The sequence below is a fragment of the Shewanella sp. SR44-4 genome (genome assembly GCF_014163715.1).
Classification (GTDB): Bacteria; Pseudomonadota; Gammaproteobacteria; order Enterobacterales; family Shewanellaceae; genus Shewanella.
Genome location: NZ_JACJDU010000056.1, coordinates 1 through 20,037, shown reverse-complemented (window position 1 = coordinate 20,037; position 20,037 = coordinate 1). Strand labels below are relative to the sequence as shown.

The 20,037-nt window shown below is 40.6% G+C and carries 20 protein-coding genes; 5 read left to right on the top strand and 15 right to left on the bottom strand.

All coding sequences use genetic code 11. The annotated features are described in order from the left end of the window. Positions 1-6: 6 nt before the first annotated feature. Positions 7-573, top strand: a complete 567-nt coding sequence (locus H5125_RS19090; RefSeq protein WP_243756279.1) for a DUF6942 family protein — start codon at positions 7-9, stop codon at positions 571-573. Between the two features lie 4 nt (positions 574-577). Here H5125_RS19090 and nadE read toward each other — a convergent pair whose 3' ends face one another. From nadE to recR, 6 genes are all read right to left on the bottom strand, one after another. Then, on the bottom strand, positions 578-1,408 hold the full coding sequence (nadE, locus tag H5125_RS19085) for an ammonia-dependent NAD(+) synthetase (RefSeq protein ID WP_101088172.1): 831 nt from the start codon (positions 1,406-1,408) through the stop codon (positions 578-580). A gap of 116 nt (positions 1,409-1,524) precedes the next feature. Further along, on the bottom strand, positions 1,525-2,829 hold the full coding sequence (locus H5125_RS19080; RefSeq protein ID WP_101088171.1) for an inosine/guanosine kinase: 1,305 nt from the start codon (positions 2,827-2,829) through the stop codon (positions 1,525-1,527). A gap of 596 nt (positions 2,830-3,425) precedes the next feature. Beyond that, positions 3,426-4,070 carry an adenylate kinase gene (gene adk, locus H5125_RS19075; RefSeq protein ID WP_101088169.1) on the bottom strand — a complete coding sequence of 215 codons (645 nt, stop codon included), beginning with the start codon at positions 4,068-4,070 and terminating at the stop codon, positions 3,426-3,428. Positions 4,071-4,206: 136 nt separating this feature from the next. After that, positions 4,207-5,070 carry a tetratricopeptide repeat protein gene (locus H5125_RS19070; protein ID WP_182745036.1) on the bottom strand — a complete coding sequence of 288 codons (864 nt, stop codon included), beginning with the start codon at positions 5,068-5,070 and terminating at the stop codon, positions 4,207-4,209. A gap of 66 nt (positions 5,071-5,136) precedes the next feature. Then, positions 5,137-7,050 (bottom strand): molecular chaperone HtpG, encoded by a 1,914-nt coding sequence (gene htpG / locus H5125_RS19065; protein WP_101088165.1) that lies wholly within the window; start codon positions 7,048-7,050, stop codon positions 5,137-5,139. Positions 7,051-7,328: 278 nt separating this feature from the next. Beyond that, on the bottom strand, positions 7,329-7,928 hold the full coding sequence (gene recR, locus H5125_RS19060) for a recombination mediator RecR (protein WP_101088163.1): 600 nt from the start codon (positions 7,926-7,928) through the stop codon (positions 7,329-7,331). A 591-nt stretch (positions 7,929-8,519) separates the two neighbouring features. Between recR and H5125_RS19055 the strand changes: the two genes are divergently transcribed. Next, complete coding sequence (locus H5125_RS19055; RefSeq protein ID WP_182745035.1) at positions 8,520-9,356, top strand: GGDEF domain-containing protein; 837 nt, start codon at positions 8,520-8,522, stop codon at positions 9,354-9,356. Between the two features lie 61 nt (positions 9,357-9,417). Here the strand turns inward: H5125_RS19055 and H5125_RS19050 are convergent, their stop codons facing one another. After that, on the bottom strand, positions 9,418-9,651 hold the full coding sequence (locus tag H5125_RS19050; protein ID WP_101088159.1) for a helix-turn-helix transcriptional regulator: 234 nt from the start codon (positions 9,649-9,651) through the stop codon (positions 9,418-9,420). Further along, positions 9,644-10,144 (bottom strand): hypothetical protein, encoded by a 501-nt coding sequence (locus H5125_RS19045; RefSeq protein ID WP_059746794.1) that lies wholly within the window; start codon positions 10,142-10,144, stop codon positions 9,644-9,646. The genes H5125_RS19050 and H5125_RS19045 overlap by 8 nt, the downstream gene beginning before the upstream one ends. A gap of 335 nt (positions 10,145-10,479) precedes the next feature. Between H5125_RS19045 and H5125_RS19040 the strand changes: the two genes are divergently transcribed. Next, positions 10,480-10,752, top strand: a complete 273-nt coding sequence (locus tag H5125_RS19040; RefSeq protein ID WP_162022812.1) for a hypothetical protein — start codon at positions 10,480-10,482, stop codon at positions 10,750-10,752. A gap of 60 nt (positions 10,753-10,812) precedes the next feature. Here the strand turns inward: H5125_RS19040 and H5125_RS19035 are convergent, their stop codons facing one another. The 7 genes from H5125_RS19035 to H5125_RS19005 form a co-directional block, all read right to left on the bottom strand. Beyond that, positions 10,813-11,145, bottom strand: a complete 333-nt coding sequence (locus H5125_RS19035) for a YbaB/EbfC family nucleoid-associated protein (RefSeq protein WP_011637860.1) — start codon at positions 11,143-11,145, stop codon at positions 10,813-10,815. Between the two features lie 143 nt (positions 11,146-11,288). Beyond that, complete coding sequence (gene dnaX / locus H5125_RS19030; RefSeq protein WP_182745034.1) at positions 11,289-14,135, bottom strand: DNA polymerase III subunit gamma/tau; 2,847 nt, start codon at positions 14,133-14,135, stop codon at positions 11,289-11,291. A 150-nt stretch (positions 14,136-14,285) separates the two neighbouring features. Beyond that, a complete protein-coding gene (gene apt / locus H5125_RS19025; protein WP_101088153.1) occupies positions 14,286-14,837 on the bottom strand; it encodes an adenine phosphoribosyltransferase in 552 nt (183 codons plus the stop codon). A gap of 134 nt (positions 14,838-14,971) precedes the next feature. Continuing rightward, positions 14,972-15,337, bottom strand: coding sequence for a YbaN family protein (locus tag H5125_RS19020; RefSeq protein WP_101088151.1), 366 nt, complete (start codon positions 15,335-15,337; stop codon positions 14,972-14,974). Positions 15,338-15,715: 378 nt separating this feature from the next. Next, the gene (locus H5125_RS19015) at positions 15,716-16,477 is read right to left on the bottom strand and encodes a DUF2063 domain-containing protein (RefSeq protein WP_182745033.1); all 762 of its coding nucleotides are present in this window, start codon (positions 16,475-16,477) and stop codon (positions 15,716-15,718) included. Next, positions 16,477-17,340: a DUF692 domain-containing protein gene (locus H5125_RS19010; protein WP_162022809.1), complete on the bottom strand. Its 864-nt coding sequence runs from the start codon at positions 17,338-17,340 to the stop codon at positions 16,477-16,479. The genes H5125_RS19015 and H5125_RS19010 overlap by 1 nt, the downstream gene beginning before the upstream one ends. Before the next feature lie 100 nt (positions 17,341-17,440). Further along, a complete protein-coding gene (locus tag H5125_RS19005) occupies positions 17,441-17,869 on the bottom strand; it encodes a hypothetical protein (protein WP_182745032.1) in 429 nt (142 codons plus the stop codon). 327 nt (positions 17,870-18,196) lie between these two features. Here H5125_RS19005 and dusC point away from each other — a divergent pair, with 327 nt between their 5' ends. Next, a complete protein-coding gene (gene dusC / locus H5125_RS19000; protein WP_182745031.1) occupies positions 18,197-19,141 on the top strand; it encodes a tRNA dihydrouridine(16) synthase DusC in 945 nt (314 codons plus the stop codon). 345 nt (positions 19,142-19,486) lie between these two features. Next, a complete protein-coding gene (locus tag H5125_RS18995) occupies positions 19,487-19,858 on the top strand; it encodes a TraR/DksA C4-type zinc finger protein (RefSeq protein ID WP_182745030.1) in 372 nt (123 codons plus the stop codon). Positions 19,859-20,037: the final 179 nt, after the last annotated feature.

The window sequence follows — 20,037 nt, the reverse complement described above, 5'->3', positions numbered from 1 at the left end:
AATAGTATGTCATCAGGTTTATATAGCCATATATGGGGACCGATGAATCCCGATATCATTTTTTATTTACCTACGCCTCCAGAGCTACCCGCGCACTGGCAAGCCACGCATCCCGATGCAATCACACAACTGGTCACATTAAATGGTAATCACTGGCGGAAAATTGTCACCATAATGGCGAAGATTTGCTGTTTAGAGCACGATATTAATGCTAATAAAGGGATTAATTGGAAACAGATCCGTGACCAATTATTTAATGAACATCATGATCCACAAACCGGAAAACACATCAACACTCCATCACGCTTGCATTGCCAATTACGTATTGTTAACCCCAATATTGAACATCACGACGAGGTAGTATTTCTTCCTGAATTTTGGCATATTTTATGTGGTAAAGAAGCCCAGCAACGTATGGGAATATCCGATCCTCGGCAGTATACATCACTAGATGAAAAGCAAAAAATACAGCACCAGCACACGGTGTTACTGACGCCATATTTAGATTATCGACAATATGCTAATGCGTTAATAGAACTCACCCGACAACACATCACCTTAAGCAAAGTGTAAGAGATTAATCGTAAATCGTCGGAATAGGCTCACGTTTATGTTGGGTACGTTTATAGATACTCACCAATTTATCTTCCACAGACTTAGCAACATCTTTACCTTCTAAGAAGTCATCAATTTGATCATAGGTCAGCCCTAAAGCGACCTCATCTTCAAGTTGAGGCTTATTGTCTTCTAAGTCCGCCGTAGGGGCCTTTTTGACCAATATCTCTGGCGCGCCTAAATGGGCTGCTAATTGACGTACTTGACGTTTATTTAAGCCAAATAACGGCGCTAAATCGCAAGCCCCATCGCCCCATTTGGTATAGAAACCAGTAATATTTTCCGCACTATGATCAGTGCCCACAACAAGGCCGCCCATAGCACCTGCGATATCATATTGGACTATCATGCGCATTCGGGCTTTAACATTACCCTTGAGAAAGTCAGTCTTAGCAGCGTCTGTTGATGCTAAACCCGCGGCGGTGAGACCCACTATAGTGGCATTATGGATGCCAACAACACCATCATGAACATTCACGGTCACCTGTTTTGAAGGCTGAATAAACTGACAGGCTAGCTGAGCTTCAGCTTCATCTTGCTGGACATGGTAAGGTAAGCGCACTGCAATAAACTGATACTCGTCACTGGTTTTTTCTTGATTAAGGCTATTCACTGCCAGTTGGCATAAACGTCCAGCAAGTGATGAATCAACACCACCACTGATCCCCAAGACTAAAGTTTTGCTGTGAGCATCTGATAATTTTGCCTTAATAAAAGCAATTCTGCGTTGGATCTCAAACTCAGGCTCAATAGCCTTAAGTACATGCATCTCTCTTAAGATTTGTCCTTTCACGTGACGCTCCTGATTGCTTATTAATATTCTGACTTTCGGTGCCTATTCTATAAAAATCTACACAAAAAAAAACGATAATGATGCATCATTATCGTTTTATTTTTATCGATGACCAATCATCGTTCCCAATATGACTCTTCTAGACTGTCTTCCCGCTCTGGTAAACCACGAGATAAACGTGGACTATGCTGCGCTAACACTTCGTATGCAACGCGATTAGCGTATTTACAAACTTGTGAAAACGACGAATAACATAAACCATCTCGTTTATGTTTACTCGAACCAGGCACATTGGTTTTATGGAACGTATTGGCTGATAAATCATGAAGCAACGCAGACAAAGCTCCATCACCAGCACCATTGGTATTACGAATTAATTCTGGTCCACCCATGTAAGGGGCTATGTGAGCGTACACTTTTATGGGCGTATCGCAATCCACTTGTAATTTAGGGCGAGAAAACTCATAACGGTTAAATTCAGGAATGGCGCCCGGTAATAAGGTATGGCTGGTTTCACGCTTTTCAGCATCTTCAGTATAACCCGCAGTATAAAGCCCTATCGCACCCGCCGTGGTTAGCACCATGTCACACCAATCTAGCGCCATTTCACTGGCAAGCAACGGGTCTTTAAAACCCGTTAACGCTTCACCTTCGTCTTCATTCATGGCTAAAATAGTGACATGCTCATTAATAAAATTTTGCCACCATTGCGGATCTTCTTGAATTAAAAAGCGTGTCCCTAAGGTTAACACCACTGGTACATCGGCTTCTTTAGCGTAATTAATGGCCGTCATTGCCGCATCTGTAATGCCATCACCTTCGCTTGCTCGCATCAGGTATGCCGTTAATACTAACGCCGAACTGCCTTGTATCACCTCTTTATCGATATACTCAGGTGTTAGCTTATCCATCGCGCCTTTACTGATAGCAAACGTGCGTTCACCACAATCGGAAATTAACGTAAAGCAGCGACCGATAGGACCATCGACAGGTTGTAAAAAGTTGAGGTCAACCTTTGAGGAAGTGTTACATAAATAGCGATATGCATAGCTACCCACCATAATATGCTGGCTCATAACCCCAAAAAGCACTGAGCGGTCATCGGCTAAAATCGAATAATTATGGACGGTGTTACCAATAGTGCCACCGGCAAATTCATCGCTGATCATCTCATTGGATTTAAGTTCATGGTACAAATTATGGGCTTGCTCATCATTAATGAGAGTAGAGTTGCCTTTAGGTAAGCCATATCGCTCAAGTAACTCGTCTTCTACTTTAGCCTCGATATCAACCAAGGTTTGATCGATACCGCAAATGTAAGTAGAAAAAGGTTGAGGCTGCTGCGTAAGTTGAGCCAATAACGGATCACGACTGTTTACAGGGAAATAGTGTTTGGACTTACGTTGACCAGGAAACTTCATATTGGGCTCTCATAGCTTGGCGTCCGTGCAAGTGTGAAATTAATTACCACTGACACTCATTCAATTTTATATGAGTCGTCATCCGCGAAAATGGCGGCAGATTTTATCATAGGTAAGCGTCAATCCTATATCACTTTTATCACATTCACGGCCTAAATATGTTCCGTTGAGGTCATCAGTCTTATTTTATTAGTTTTTGACCTACGCCGATATATTGCCTCTGGCTAAATCAACTGGACAATATTAGTCCGTTCAATCACACATTAGCCTCAATAGTGCTGTATTGAATAACTTAAGTTTGGGCTGATAGATTGGGTAAATCGAGTAAAAGGACTGTTCAACAGTCATGTGAAACTTGCCATTGTATGACTATCAAGGCGCATGAAGACTTCAATAGCGAGCCGATGCAATGGTGGCATTAGAATTTGATAATCGTGTTTACAATCTCGAGCGGAGGTTAAATAAACATTGATTAAATATCAGTGATTCAATATTAGTGAAAAGTATTCCCACTAATATACAGCAACGGTTAGGTTATTCTTTAGGCATAAAAAAAGCCTGCAAAGCAGGCTTTTAATGGCGGAGCTAATCAGCGATTATTTTAATACGCTGGCTAGTTGCTCACTCACTTTAGCGACAGATTGAGTACCATCATACTTGTTGTACTGAGTCTTACCAGCAGCAGCAACTTTGCCATAATAATCAACTAATGGCTTAGTTTGCTCATGGTAAATGCTTAAACGCTTGCGTACGGTACTTTCTTCGTCATCTGGGCGGATAGATAAATCTTCGCCAGTGACATCGTCTTTACCTTCCACTTTCGGTGGATTGAACACCACGTGGTAAACACGACCAGAACCAGAATGAACACGACGTCCGCTCATACGCTTAACGATTTCTTCATCAGGCACATCGATTTCGATAACATGATCAATCTCAATACCATTTTCAGCCATAGCATCAGCTTGAGGAATTGTGCGAGGGAAACCGTCAAGTAAGAAGCCTTTTACGCAATCTTCTTGAGCAATACGCTCTTTCACTAACCCAATGATAAGATCGTCTGAAACTAATTGACCTGCATCCATTACTTTCTTAGCTTCTAAACCTAATGGCGTACCAGCTTTAACCGCTGCACGTAACATATCACCAGTTGAGATCTGTGGGATACCATACTGTTCCATAATGAACTGAGCTTGGGTACCTTTACCGGCACCTGGGGCACCCAATAAAATAATGCGCATCTCAAAAGTCCTCTTTTAAGTTTGTGTTCTTTTTAGGGCGGCGATTTTCGCACATCTGCCGCACTTTTAATAGCGCTTTTGTTATGACATTAGACCAAGATCTAATAAGGGTTGTAACAAAACAGCTTCAATTTGTTTAATACAACAAGGTATACAATTTACGGCGATATTGATTGGCTAACGTATTGCCCTGACCTATCGCGGTTAGAATTTCCATGAAGACTTGTTTAACTTTGCCATCAGCAGCACTCATATCTTTTTGTAAAATAACAAACAATAATTCAAGGGCTTCTTCGTTACGTTGAGCAACATTTAATGCTTTGGCTAATATAACAACTGCGTCTAGATTATCAGGTTGCTCTGCGACATTTTGTTGCAGCTGACGAATTTCTGGAGTATCTGCCGCATCTTCCGCTAACGCTAATTTAGCCACTAAATTATGATAGTAACTATCTTGATCCGCTAAACCTATACGGGCAAGTAGCCTTTTGGCTTCTGCGAGTAAACCTTGCTGTAACGCCACATCAGTCATCACCAATGCAACTTCAGGTGCTTGTTGTGAATCGATAAAAATTGTTTTTAACTGGTCAGAAATTTTAGCTAAATCTTCTGGCGATAACTCACCTTGGGCTAATTGCTGCTTAACATCATCAAACTCTTGTATCCACATTGGCGGTAAATGTTTGTCGAGCAAATCACTAATTTTTTCTTGGCTTTGCGCCCCAGAAAAACCATCAATGGGTCTACCTTTATCTAAAATCAATGTGGTCGGTACGTTCTGAATTTGGAAGTAATTCGCAATTTCTAACTCAGTTTCACAATCCACTTTAGCGAGAATAAATCGCCCACCTTGGCTATTGGCAAGATGCTCCAGCGTCTGCAACATTTGTACACTTTCGGGCTGTTGTTGCGCCCAAAATGCTAATACCACCATTTTTTGCATTGAGGTATCAACAACTTGTTGAATATTATCTTTAGTAAGATTAATGAGGTAGTCCATATTGCCTCCGCAGAATGACAAAAACAAAAGCGGACTTATTGTCCGCTTTTACTGCTTAAATCGAGTTTACTTTACACTCGCCAATAACATTTGATTGGTCAGTTTAATAAACGCTGAAGGGTCAGCCAAACTGCCTTTCTCGGATAACAATGCCTGTTGTAATAACAAGTTAGCCCAATCAGCAAACAATTGCTCGTCAGTTTCGTTATTCAAATGCTCAACCAAAGGATGCGTTGGGTTAATCTCAAATGTTGGCTTAGACTCTGGCACAGGCTGACCAGCTGCTTGCATTAGCTTAATCATCTGCGTCGACATTTCACCTTCACCCGCTACCACACACGCTGGCGTGTCAGTTAGGCGTGAAGTAACACGAACCTCAGAAACGCTGTCTGCTAACGCAGCTTTAACACGCTCAATTAAACCTTTAGACTCTTCGGCTACTTTATCATGCGCTTCTTTATCAGCGGCATCTTCAAGTTCACCTAACTCTAAATCACCACGTGTCACTGAATGCAACTTCTTGTCTTTGAACTCAGTTAAGTGATTAACTAACCACTCATCGATACGCTCAGACAATAACAATACTTCGATGCCTTTTTTACGCAGCAACTCAAGATGAGGACTATTAGCAGCAGCTTCATGACTGTCAGCAACGATATAATATATTTTGTCTTGACCGGCTTTCATGCGCTCAATATAGGCCTCTAATGACACTGTTGTTGCGGCAGAGTTGTCATGAGTAGAAGCAAAACGCAATAAACCTGCAATGCGTTCTTTATTAGCAAAGTCTTCTGCAGGGCCTTCTTTTAATACTTGCCCAAATTCAGCCCAGAAAGACTGATACTGTTCTGGCTCATCTTTAGCCAGTTTTTCAAGCATGCCTAACACACGTTTGGTGATACCCACGCGCATTGCTGTTGTTACTTGATTATCTTGTAAAATTTCGCGAGATACGTTTAATGGCAAATCATTTGAATCGATTAATCCACGTACAAAGCGTAAGTATGTAGGTAAAAACTGTTCCGCTTCATCCATAATAAATACACGTTGAACAAACAATTTCAAGCCATGCTTATGGTCGCGGTTCCACATATCCCAAGGCGCTTTAGCTGGGATGTACAGTAAACTGGTGTATTCTTGCTTACCTTCAACACGATTGTGAGACCATTTTAATGCGTCGCTGTAATCGTGAGAAATGTGCTTGTAAAATTCTTGGTATTCTTCTTCCGTGATGTCTGACTTATTACGAGTCCAAAGCGCTGTCGCTTTGTTCATCACTTTCCACTCACCTTCCGTTGCCGCGACTTTCTCTCCATCAGGGCCGTCTGACTCAGGTGTACCTTCATTCCACATTTGTACTGGAACAGAGATATGATCAGAGTACTTAGTGATAATTGAGCGTAAACGGTAATCGTCTGCAAATTCAGTTTCTTCGTCACGTAAATGCAGCACAATTTCAGTACCACGTTCATTTTTAGTGATACTTTCTACATTGAATGAACCTTCGCCTTCAGATTCCCACAAGACACCTTCGTTAGCAGCATGGCCGGCAGCGCGAGTGCGTACAGTAACTTTTTTCGCCACGATAAAGGCCGAATAAAAACCCACACCAAACTGACCAATTAATTGTGAATCTTTTGACGCTTCGCCTGAAAGATTATTAAAAAATTCTTTAGTGCCAGACTTGGCGATAGTCCCTAAATGTTCGATGACGCTATCGCGGGTCATACCAATACCATTATCTGAAATGGTGACTGTGCCCTTTTCTTTATTCGCACTTACACGAACGCGTAAATCACCGTTACCTTCATATAAGGTATCGTCAGTTAATGCTAAATAGCGAAGCTTATCTGCTGCATCGGCCGCGTTTGAGACTAGCTCACGTAAGAAAATCTCTTTATTCGAATACAGAGAGTGGATCATCAATTGCAGAAGTTGTTTTACTTCGGTTTGAAAGCCATGAGTTTCTTGTTGTGACATGAGTATTTCCCTTGGTGTTACGTTTAAACAATCACGAGTCGAAAAATCCACTCGCCTAAAATTCTGTGTTAACCAAGAGATGGGGGACGTTACAATATTTTCAAGGGGCAACACCGCCTTGTTGAATAATAAATCATCAGATAAGACCAAATCGGCTCAATATGACACATTTTTGTAGCCTGTATTCCTCATGACTCATCCAAGATTGAATAAAAAAATGCCAACAAATCTAATTTTTGACTTGCTGGCATCTTGGTTTCTAATCAGCTACGGGGCTATTACAGCGGAATACGACCATTAAAAGATAATGCTAAAGTGGTGCTATCAACGTATTCAAGCTCACCACCCACGGGAACGCCATGTGCGATACGACTAATCACCACATTGTGTCTTCTGGCCATATCAGCAATAAAATGTGCAGTGGCATCACCCTCAACGGTCGGATTGGTAGCAAGAATAAGCTCGCTCACGTCATCTGATGTTAAATGGCGTTCAAGTAACGCTAAACCCAACTCTTCAGGACCAACACCGTCTAACGGCGACAAGTGCCCTAACAGCACAAAATAACGGCCATTAAAATGACCACCAGCTTCAATAGCAAGCACATCAGCAGGCGTTTCAACCACGCAAATGATCCCAGTATTGATGCGACGATGGCTACTGCATATAGGGCATAAATCTTGTTCGGTAAACGTACGACAACTTTGACAATGTCCCACCTCAGACATGGCTTTTTGCAACGAATCTGCGAGCTTAAGGCCCACTTTACGTTCACGCTCAAGTAATTGAAATGCCATACGCTGTGCAGACTTAGGGCCGACGCCAGGCAACGCACGTAAAGATTGAATTAATTCATCGACCAAAGGACTAAATTTCATAAAATTGCCAATACCTTAATAGCTAAACTCATTGTAATGTCATGGTGAAACCGTCTTGTGATCGGCTAAGCCAATATGCGGAAACACCAAAGCAGTGCGATTATTGTCTGTGCAGCGTTTGAATGCAAAGATTAAAACCTCTGTTGCAATAAATGAAGCCACAATCGACGAATTAACAGTGTTCTTATTGAATACTGTAACTCTATGGCCACAGCCATCATAGATAAGGGAATTGCTCAACGACTACTTTTTAGCAAAAAAGTTACGGCGATTACGGGAGCAGATTAATAACGAAACAACGTGTCGCTACACCAATTTAAAACCAAGCAAACCAAGCAAACCAAGCAAACCAAGCAAACCAGCTTAAAGATACTCTATTGACTCATCTTTGTTACTTTAGACACAACCGCAAATAAGGCGTTAATTAACTTTTGAAAGCCATCACTTTTTTTGTTCAATCCATCTGATATTCTACTATTCAGAACTTAATATTGCCTGTGAGGACCTAAGGAGGTCATTCACGATAATATTTAAAACACCACCAAAAATATGAGTTTTCAAATTAAAGTGTCACCTATACAAGGACCCAATATGCAAGATAGTTTACCATTATTAGCTAGTGGGTTGGTTATTTGCGGAGCGCTAATACTTGCAATGGCTATCAAACCGGTATGGACGATATTTAGCCGACTTCCAACCGGCGAATTGCGCCACAGTTGGGGATTTCTTATTCTGCTGATCCTGTTTTTCATCACAGGTTATGTCATTTACGCTAAATTTTGCGTGGTTACATTTTCTCAACCACTCGATTTAGTAGTGCCAGTGATATTTTTTTGCGGAGCTATTTTTGTATTTGTTGTGTGTAGCCTATCCCTCAAAACCACCAGTGACATTATGCAGATACATGCCCTTAAACAAGAAAACATCACCGACTCACTAACAGGGATTTTTAACCGTCGATACTTAGATCGTCGCCTCAAAGAGGAAACACAAAGGGCGCAAAGTTATTCTAAACCACTATCCATCTTCCTTATCGATATTGACCATTTCAAAAACATTAATGATAAGTATGGCCATCAGATTGGTGACTTAGTTTTGAAAAATATCGCCCAGAACATTAAAATGTCGTTAAGAGAATCAGATATAGTGGCTCGTTATGGTGGTGAAGAGTTTATTGTCATCCTCCCGCTAACCCAAGTCTCCACATCTTATACACTTGCTGAACGACTCAGAACGATTATCGAAAACACTCAGTTAGTACTGCCTGGTGAGTCTGAGATAGATATACTTCCCATTGGTGTCACTGTGAGTGTAGGTGTTGCTGGAATGACATCTGAATGTAAAGATTACCAGTGTCTGATTAAAAATGCAGACAGAGCACTCTATCAATCAAAACAAAATGGCCGTAATCAAGTGAGAGTGGCTTAGACAGGACGCAAATAACGTAACAAAAGGCTGTTTGAGGGGATTTTATTATCACGTGTTTAGGTTACTTACCTGAACGATAAGTAAAAACCTTATCCAGCGGTAAATTAAACACCTCTGCAATTTTAAACGCCACTTCAAGTGTTGGAGAGTATTTATTTGACTCTATTGCCATCACCGTTTGACGCGTCACACCAATTTGTTCGGCCAGTTGCTTCTGCGTCATTTCGTTATGTAAAAAGCGTAACGTACGAATAGTATTTGAAATCCCTACTTTTACATCATCCCGATTATCCATAAATATCACCAGTGCGCCCCTTATACAATTGCACACCGTAATGTGCCAGTTCAGCAGTTAGAAAAGCCACAATTAAAATATGCAGTGGTAAATACGGCACAGTCCGTTGTTGCATAAAATCAAAATCTTGGGCGGCGATATTATACTGAAAAATGGCAAATACAACGCCCACTTGCAAAATGATAGCCGAATATTTATAACCGACTAAACTGATTTGTTTTTCTCTCACATCCATCGGTTGTGATAACTCATCGTCGCTAATTAACGCTAATAAAATATAACTGACAACCATCAGTACAATTGAGTAAATGATGATCTCAAGCAGTAAACTTGATAACCATTCAATAGATGCAAGTTGCTCTGGGGTTGCATTAAACAACTGGCTCAAATAAAGATAGAAAATATAACCTGTTACCAAAAAATCTATCGATAGCGTTAGCTCGCGAAAGCTGGTTTCTTGCAACCATTGGTGTACTTTTTGTTTATTACTCATGTTAACCCCAGCGAACTAAAAGTAAAAAATATTTAACTCACCTCATGATAGTTTGATGTCAATCAATGTCAAATATTTTTTACTTTGAGTTAATATTTAAATGCTTTACATAAGGGTAATAGCAAAGTCTATGGCTGCATGAACCGACACAAGGTTGGTTATCTAAATAGATTGCTTAGATTGGTCAAACTCATAACTTAATGAGTAAAATAACTAAGTTACAGAATAGAGAATAAATAACTTATTGATTATATTTAGTTTTTATTTTGGCGTATAAATTGCTATAACTAGATGAGTTACTCATGGATTTATAGAATAATATTAAGGACATTATTGTGAAAAAAATCATCATTGTTATTGTTGCAGTTTTATTAGGTTACTTTATTAACCTCAAATTTGTTGAAATCGCATACTCATTAGGTTTCGCTGAATTAAAAAAAGAAACACTATTGATAAATGACCAAAAAATGAAAGTGAAATGTGATTCTTATGCCTTAGGTTTTTTTGATAAAGTTAAACTTGAAAATAAATTTCAGCAATGCATTAATGAGTACCAAGCACAAGGCTATGTAATTATTGACCAACAAGCTGCGATGAAAGCGGTTTAGCGCTGTAAATAAAAAAGCTCAAGCATTATGCTTGAGCTTTTTTATTTATTAACGACATGATTAAAATGGCATTTTCATTCCAGGAGGTAATTGCATACCACCAGTCACTTCGGCCATTTTAGTCTTTTGATTTTCTTCTATACGACGGGCTGCGTCATTACACGCTGCGGCGATAAGATCTTCTAGCATCTCTTTATCGTCTTCCATCAAACTTGGATCAATTTCAACTTTACGCACATTGTGGTTACCTGTCATGGTTACTTTAACCAAGCCAGCACCCGCTTCACCCGTCATTTCTGTGCGTGCAATTTCTTCCTGCACTTTAGCCATTTTGTCTTGCATCATTTGGGCTTGTTTCATTAAATTGCCCATACCGCCTTTTCCACCAAACATAGTCGTCTCTCTCTAATTAAGGTTGTTAGCAAGTCGTCATAATGGCGACAATCTTACTGAAATAAAATCGATTGGCAATATTACAGATACATTTTTGAGATGAAGATATATTCATTTTCTGTAAAACCACCCTATTTGTGTACTTATGAAGCGCTGATGAGTGCAATATCCTGCGCTATTTGCCCTAGTTGCTCCGATGGATATTCAATCGTGTCACTGTCTAGCTGAGCCGATAAGTGTTGGATCATCCACTGAACGTTGTCATCAAGCAAAATAGATTGTTGCGCTTGCGCAATAAGCTCCCGATGAAAACGTTTACGTAACTCAAGTGGTGTTTCTCGTTTTTGCACCACACCAATCTGTATCTCAACTTCAGTTGGTCGCTCAAGGTACTCAGATAACGCTACTTGTAATTGATCGATAGCAGTTTGCGCAGACAAATGTTTCTGGTCTGGTTTTAACACCAATACTATTGGGTTTGACAATGTTGGGCACACGGAGTTCACCCCTAATTGCCTAACCCTTCCGCCAACGGACACATTAGTCATTATTTTATACCAATGTAAATCAACTTCATCGCCTTGAATGCTGTGTGGTTCAAATTTGGCGAGCACATTAGATTGAATCACCGGCTCTGCATTAATGTTTTGCGGATCAGCAGCCAGTGAACGGGTTATTTGTGCGCTAGCCGGTTTTTGATGTTGATGACCAGCTTGCTGACTGACTGAACTCGATGGTTGAAATGTTGCTTCAACTGCTGGTTTAGTCTCTTGATTAATATCTGCAAACGCATTAACGATCTCACCCTCTTTGGGCGCGACCCAAGGAGGCCTATCATAATCGGCCACAACTTTAGACTTGTCTGTTCCGTTGAGCGTTACAGATGATGCTTCGTTGGCTGTAGGTGCGCTAAACTCAGCCTGTTCTGACTTATCAGAAGACTCATTAGCGGCCGTTGTTGATGTTGATGCCGCAGCCGGTTTGCTCACTCTAGAACTGATTGTTTTTGTAGACTCTTTTTTGGCAAGTTCTTCTTGTTGCTGTAATACACCAACATCTGCAATGAGAGAATCTCGGCTGGCTAACACTTCATCTAAAAAGTCGTCTAAGTTATCATCTGCGCTAGTGAGGTTTTGACGAGCATTATCACTCATCAAGTCGCTGTTATTGTCAACAAGATGATTAACCGTTTTCGGTTCAGACATCGACTCCGAAGCTTCAGTAACATTGTTAGCTTCAGTTATCTCGTTTGAAACCGAAAACGCAACATATTCGTCATGATCCGAGGGTTGATATTCCATTGACGGATCGTCTGCTTCGTCATAATCCATAAAGGAATAGGCATCAAGTGAGCTGTTATCTGCACTATCACTCGATTGGCTATTTTCTACTGTATTGGAGTCTGCTTTACTCGGCACTAATGTAGGTTGCTCTGCAACCTCTTCAGACTCGGTAATATCATTAGCCAAATTTTCAGTATTGGATTCAACCGTTGCTTCAGTATCAGCATTATGAACAACATCATCAGATGAAGTTGCACTAACAACATCAGCTTCGGCAGCTTTATCGACATCATCATTAATAAGCTGGTCAGACTGCATATCGACACTTTTGGGCGGCAATGAGTTAAACCCTAAGCTTTGTGCTTGGTCCAACAATAAAGCTTGCTCGGCAACCAACGATGGCTCGACAGCGATATCATCGAGAACATCAATATCTTCAACTTCGGGGGTCGGCAACTCTTCAGCCTGAATAGCGGGTACTGCTATCGTTAAATCATTATGCGTTTGAGGCAGAACATCAGGCTTTGGGCCTGTTTCAATGACCTCTTGCGCTGAAGTTGATGAGTGATCGATAACACTTAAATCAATATTAGCCGGTGTCGTTGTTACCCAACGTTTTACTTGTTTCTCGGGCGTAAAGGCTACCGCACGAAGCAGTGCCATTTCCAAGCCCGATTTAGGATCGGGAGCAAAGGGTAAATCTTTACGGCCGTTAAGCAGCATTTGGTAATAAAGCTGTACTTGTTCAGGCGCTAATTGCTGCGCGAATGCCAAAATTTGCTCACTAAACAGCGATTGCTGTGCAGCAGCTGGGGCAAATTGAGTTAAGGTGATTTGATGTAATAATTCTAATAAGCTACGCAATACTTCTTCGGCATCTGCGCCAAATGCCAATACTTTTGCCACTGTTTGCATTAATGGCCCAACATCGGCATCACACAAGGCTTTCAATAACGCGAGCACATGTTGCTCATCAATACTGCCCAACATGGTTTGCACTTGTGTAAGCATCACTTGGCCACTGCCAAACGCTATCGCTTGATCCGTTAAACTGAGCGCATCACGCATACTGCCATTAGCCGCTTTGGCTAATAAACTCAGCGCTTGCGACTCAAATGGTAACTTTTCTTGAGTAATTACATACTCAAGTTGCTTGCTAATTTCGTCCTGCGATAAACTTTTCAAATTGAACTGTAAGCAACGGGATAACACAGTAACTGGCAGTTTGTGCGGATCGGTCGTCGCTAATAAAAACTTAACGTGCTCTGGAGGCTCTTCTAAGGTCTTTAGGAGTGCGTTAAAACTACTACGCGATAACATGTGGACTTCATCAATTAAGTACACCTTAAAACGACCACGGGATGGGCGATACTGTACATTGTCGAGAAGTTCACGAGTATCATCAACTTTGGTGCGCGAAGCAGCATCGACTTCAATTAAATCGACAAATCGACCTTGGGCAATTTCAATACAACTAGAGCATTCACCGCACGGCGTAGCAGTAACGCCTGTTTCACAATTAAGACCTTTAGCAAACAAACGTGCCAAACTGGTTTTACCCACGCCGCGGGTACCAGTAAACAGATAAGCATGATGTAAACGTTGTTGGCTCAATGCATTGGTTAATGCCATTAATACATGGGATTGGCCGACCATTTGTTCAAATTTAGCTGGACGCCATTTGCGGGCGAGTACTTGGTAAGACATGAAATTCCCCACAGAGAGCTATCGGGAGTCAATCCCTTTAAAGGGGTTAACAATAACATGCCAAGGGCTGGCATGCTATTGTTGAGCAAGCATTTGATAGAGTAAAGCCTAGTTAACTGCTTAATAAAATGGCAGTTTATTTTACTTTACCTACTCGCCGTCAAACTCGCATAAACTTAATACTTCTATTCCCATACCTTGTAAACGCTTCTCGCCACCAATTTCTGGTAATGAGATAACAAATGCAGCATGGCTCACTTCACCGCCTAATTGACGAATAAGTTTTACCGTAGCTTCAATCGTGCCACCGGTGGCTAATAGATCATCAATAACGAGCACTTTATCATTAGCATTAATTGCATCAACATGAATTTCTAAGGTGTCTTTACCGTATTCTAAGTCATAAGTTTGGCTTATGGTTTTACGGGGTAATTTACCCGGTTTACGTACAGGTACAAAACCAACGCCGAGCTCTAACGCAAGTGGGGCACCAAATAAAAAACCACGCGCTTCAGTACCAACCACTTTAGTGAAACCTTTTGATTGATAATGAGCTACTAGAATCGCAATCGTGGCTTTATAAGCTTCTGCATTTTCAAGCAAACTGGTGACGTCACGGAACATGATGCCTGGTATTGGATAATCAGGAATGGTTTTAATGCTCTGCTTAATAAGCGCTAAACTGTCTTGGTTCATCATAATGTAGTTAACTCTATCTGAAAGTGATTACGCAATAAAAAAGTCCACGTTAATGGTGGACTCTGGTAAAAATACTGGTGTGATCTTATGCCCGTTTAATCTCAGTTGCAACAGGCATGCATTAACCAGGCTATTTATTATTCTAACTCTGGGATCCGCCACAAGAAAAATAATAAAACAAGCATCATGCACAACAACATAATTTTCACCCATATTATCGGTACAATCATAATACTAATCGTAAAACTAAGGCCGCTCATTAACATGGCTTTTCGCTTGAGCGATCGGCTCAACGCACGTTTCGATTGCCACTGAGAGATACCTTCAGCAAACCAAGGGTGATTGATTAGCCAATGATGAAGGCGATCACTAGATCGAGCAAAACAAAACGCAGCCAATAAAATAAATGGCACTGTAGGTAAAAGAGGCAGTGCAATGCCAATAATGCCTAACACTAGACTGCACAAACCAATAATGAGAAAAAATCCGCGTTTCACTGCCATATGCGCCCTCATACAAACAAAAAAACCACTCTATCCGAGTGGTTTAATAAGACAATATCATGACAGGTTAACCTGAAGTAAGCGTTAAATTAATCCTGTTGCTTTCAACCATGAAAGACTCGCGGGTAATGTTGGAATTAATAAAACCAAAATAAAACCAATAAAATAAAAGATGTTAAACGGGTCTTTAAACGGCTGACTCATGATTATTCCTAGATTAAGGTGATGATGTGACTGCGATAACTCACGTCTTTCATTTGTTATATTATGCCAACTGCTCAGTTAGCATAGCGGACAATAGACGTGAAGTGGATCACAAAAAGTGGCTTATTTTAGACCCATCTTCACAAAATAAAAACCTTAAATATAATAAGCCTATTATGACTCGATTGATGAAATAACAATGCCCTTTTGGGCCAGTTGTTGCAATAAAGGCAAGCAGCCTGACAACAAGGTGTCATTTGGCATTTGTGGATAATGCTCACTTAACCAACTTATAATGGCATCGACTGTTACACCCTGTTGAGAATGAGTCATTTGTTCAATGTAAGCTAACACTTGCGCACTTAATGGTGTCAGCTGTAAAAATGCGACGTCATCATCAGCACCTCTAAATACACAAAAAAAGTTCGCTTGTGCTGTCGGCTCTATAGGCTGGTAGTCAACACTAATATGTTGAACGTCAAAGGCATATTGCGCCACTTTGGCACAAGCTGCTAGGCATAACCTATGTTGGTTTAGTTCGATAGTATTGATCGATTGAGCTGCGGGAGTATCTGGCGCGACAGCGACACATAATTCTAACCATTCATAATGTGCTAACGGCAACATAAAAACAGGATCATCTTCTGTCATCTGGTATTCATGTTGTAAAAACGCTAAAAACTCACCGGCTATTTCAACAAATATTGGTGTCTTACAATCGTGGATGACAAAAAATTGCTGCACTAAAGCCTGCCATTGTTCGTCCTGATATACACTTTTCAGCACCGGAAACGCACTCGACACAAAACCTGCAATATTATTAAAAAATAATTCTCGATAGATTTTCATGCGCCTAGGTTCAATCCCCTCGGGCAATGGCAAACTAGGATCGCGGATATAGTCCATAAATTGTTGTTGTACTTCAATGAAACCCATTATGCCTTCCTCAATATTGACTGCTGCGTTAAGGCATTTTGTTGATACTGATGAATTTGATTAATCTCATTAAGAAGTATGTCTGTTTTAGGAATATTAAAGTCACGCTCAAGCAAGGTCGGGTGCACGCCATGTAATTGGTAACACTGCTGCAATAAGGCCCATACAGGATCGATAATATCCGCACCGTGAGTATCAACCATTAAGTCGGCCTCTTCTTCATAGTGCCCTGCAATATGCAGATAAGCGATTCGTTTGGTAGGCATAGCCGCTAAGTAAGCAGCTGCATCGTATTGATGGTTAATTGAATTAACGTAAATGTTATTTACATCAAGCAGTAATTTGCAGTCGGCCTCTTGCAGCACCGCATTAACAAACTCTTGTTCGGTCATTTGTGCACCTGGCGCCGCATAAAATGACACATTCTCTAAAATAAATGGACGCTCGAGTATGTCTTCGACTTGCTTTATCCGCTTAGCGGTATGGATGACTGCATCATCAGTAAATGGGATTGGCATCAAATCATACATATGGCCAGTACCAGAGCAATAACTTAAATGCTCTGAATACACTTCTATATTATGCTCATCTAAAAAGCGTTTTATATTTTGTACAAAGTGACTATCAAGCGGTTCAGGACTACCAATGGATAATGAAAGCCCGTGGCAGAAAAAAGCGTGTTGGTCAGTTAATGTTTTAAACTGACGCCCAAACTTGCCGCCTAATGTCATCCAATTTTCAGGCGCCACTTCGAAAAAATTAATGGCAGATGGCACCTGCTGACAAAATTCATCCAGCATTTCACGGCGAAGTCCTAAACCAACACTAGCCTGACCCTGTGCGTTGCGATGCTGAATAGACATAATGCGTCCTTAAAAATAAAAAACAGATAAAACTAAGGCCTGAATCTCAGGCCTTAATTGTGTCAGATAAGCCAAGGCATTATCAAATAGAAGTCATTAATTATTTCTGACCGCCACACTTACCTTCACCACACTTACCTTCTTTGGCTTTCTCAGCAGACTTTTTCATGTCGCCACCACATTTGCCTTCGCCGCACTTACCTTCAGCCGCTTTCTCTGCAGACTTTTTCATGTCGCCGCCGCACTTGCCTTCGCCACACTTACCTTCAGCTGCTTTTTCAGCAGACTTCATTTTATCGCCGCCACACTTGCCTTCGCCACATTTACCTTCGGCCGCTTTCTCAGCAGACTTTTTCATGTTCTCGCCGCATTTGCCTTCACCACACTTGCCTTCTCCGCCATCAATTTGATAACCAGAAGTTAATTGTTGAAAACCAAATGGGTTAGCTTCTACTTGAGCAGAAAAGCCTGCAGTCATTACAACAGAACCTAATGCAACCGCTAAAGTAGTTTTTTTGATTGAATTCATAATAATTATCTTCCTATATCTTAATTGTGTATGGTGACCAACATCATTGCCGGCTTGGTTAAAGAGACCTGTAGTAAGTAAATTTTATTGCAAAAAAATTAAAAAAACGTGAAAAATGTCTATTTATTTAACACAAATACTTGTTAGGCAAGCCTCAAAACTAATGCCATGTATATTTAACATAAATACAACAAAATCGCTATCAATATGATTATTAGCAAGAATTTGTTTAGTTAATCGACAAAAAAACGCGCATAGCAATTTAGTACTGATATCAAATAATAAACACGTTAAAATAGCGCACTTTTGACTTCAGCAAGGTGTACTGTGCGCGTTATTTTAGCTCCAATGGAAGGTGTGGTTGATGACCATATGCGTGAAATATTATCTGCCATCAATCCATTTGATCTGGTTGTGACGGAATTTGTCAGGGTCGTCAATCAACTCATACCAGATAAAGTGTTCTATAAATTGTGTCCTGAGCTACTCCATCAAGGGCTAACCGCATCAGGAACACCTGTACGTGTTCAGTTATTAGGCCAAGAACCTGAGTGGATGGCACAAAATGCCATAAGAGCTGTAGAGCTAGGTTCAAATGGCGTTGATGCTAATTTTGGTTGCCCAGCCAAAACCGTCAATAAAAGCAAAGGCGGCGCAGTATTACTCCAATATCCTGAGAATATTTACAGTATCGTCAAAGCCATGCGCGATGCAGTGCCTTTAGAACATCCTGTTACTGCTAAAATCCGTTTAGGCTACGAAGATAAGTCGTTATTTATGGAAAACGCTTTAGCGGTGTATGAGGCTGGCGCTACAGAGCTTGCTATTCATGCTCGTAGTAAAACCGACGGTTATAAACCACCGGCATATTGGGAATACATTACTGAAGTAAGACAACGCCTGCCTATTCCTGTTATCGCTAACGGAGAGATTTGGAATGCCGCTGATGCTCGAAGATGCATGGATGTCACTGGCTGTGACAGTATAATGATTGGCCGAGGAGCTATTTCTTTGCCTAACTTAGGCGATACGATTAAAACCGGCGCGACCCCATTCAGTTGGCAACAAACCCTAAGCTTACTTATGGCCTATACCGATAAAGAACTCAACGGTCGTAAGTCCGATTACTACCCTTCACGGATTAAACAGTGGTTTAGTTACTTGAACCGTCAATATCCCGAAGCGGATACTTTGTTTAGAGAATTACGAATATTCAAAACTACTGAAGAAATCGTTAAGGTTCTACAGCATGCTCATAGATCGCTCATATAAGCTTCAACAACGCACCAACTATACTATTTCGGATTAAATCAACCTTGATGGAAATGTGTCATCAAGGTTATGAACCGTGTGAATCCTAAGTCATCACAAAATAGCGAAATTATCTTTTTTTGTGTTCAATCAGCTGCGATTAATTAACCATATATATGCGACAATCAATCATAGCTTATCGCTAATACAGACACATAACATTGGCTGAGATGAATAAATGATAAATTATTATTCATGTTTTTATCACAGAAATCTTATCGAGAATTGATCTTCGTCATAACGCCTGCTTTATTTGTGCCTAAAATAGATTACCTACATTGGCATAGTCAGTTAAGGTTATCTCAGTTGCACAACACTCAGGACATACAGCAAAAACTTCAACAACTTGAACTTATTTTGAGGCGTGAGTTAATGCTGGTTATCAAGGATTCATTAAAAGCTACTGAAGTTGCTCATATTTCAATGGAAACCCCTCTGGTGAAAGTGATTGATTACCTACCACAAGTCAAACTAATCAATACTGATATTTTTACTAAGTTCATGAAGCTAGATGCTGCTTATTGTCAGCTTGAACTGGGTTTATATGGTCTTTGCTCTGATTGTGAAATGGACATAGAACCGCCCCGCTTAATCACCGACCCAACAGAACAACGTTGTACCGGTTGTGAACAAAAATTCCGTCGAGAACATCGACATGAATTACGATTAAATCACTAGATTTCTATATTATTGACATAAAAATCAACGTAATAAAAAGGCCTACAATAATGTAGCAATGCCGATCGTTTAAGGGCACTTGACCGATCTTGCAGATGAAAGATAATCCCTACCAGTATTCTGGTGGGGATTTTTTATGTTTGAGCAAGAGCTTGAATTAGTTCATGAGTCTGTTGAAG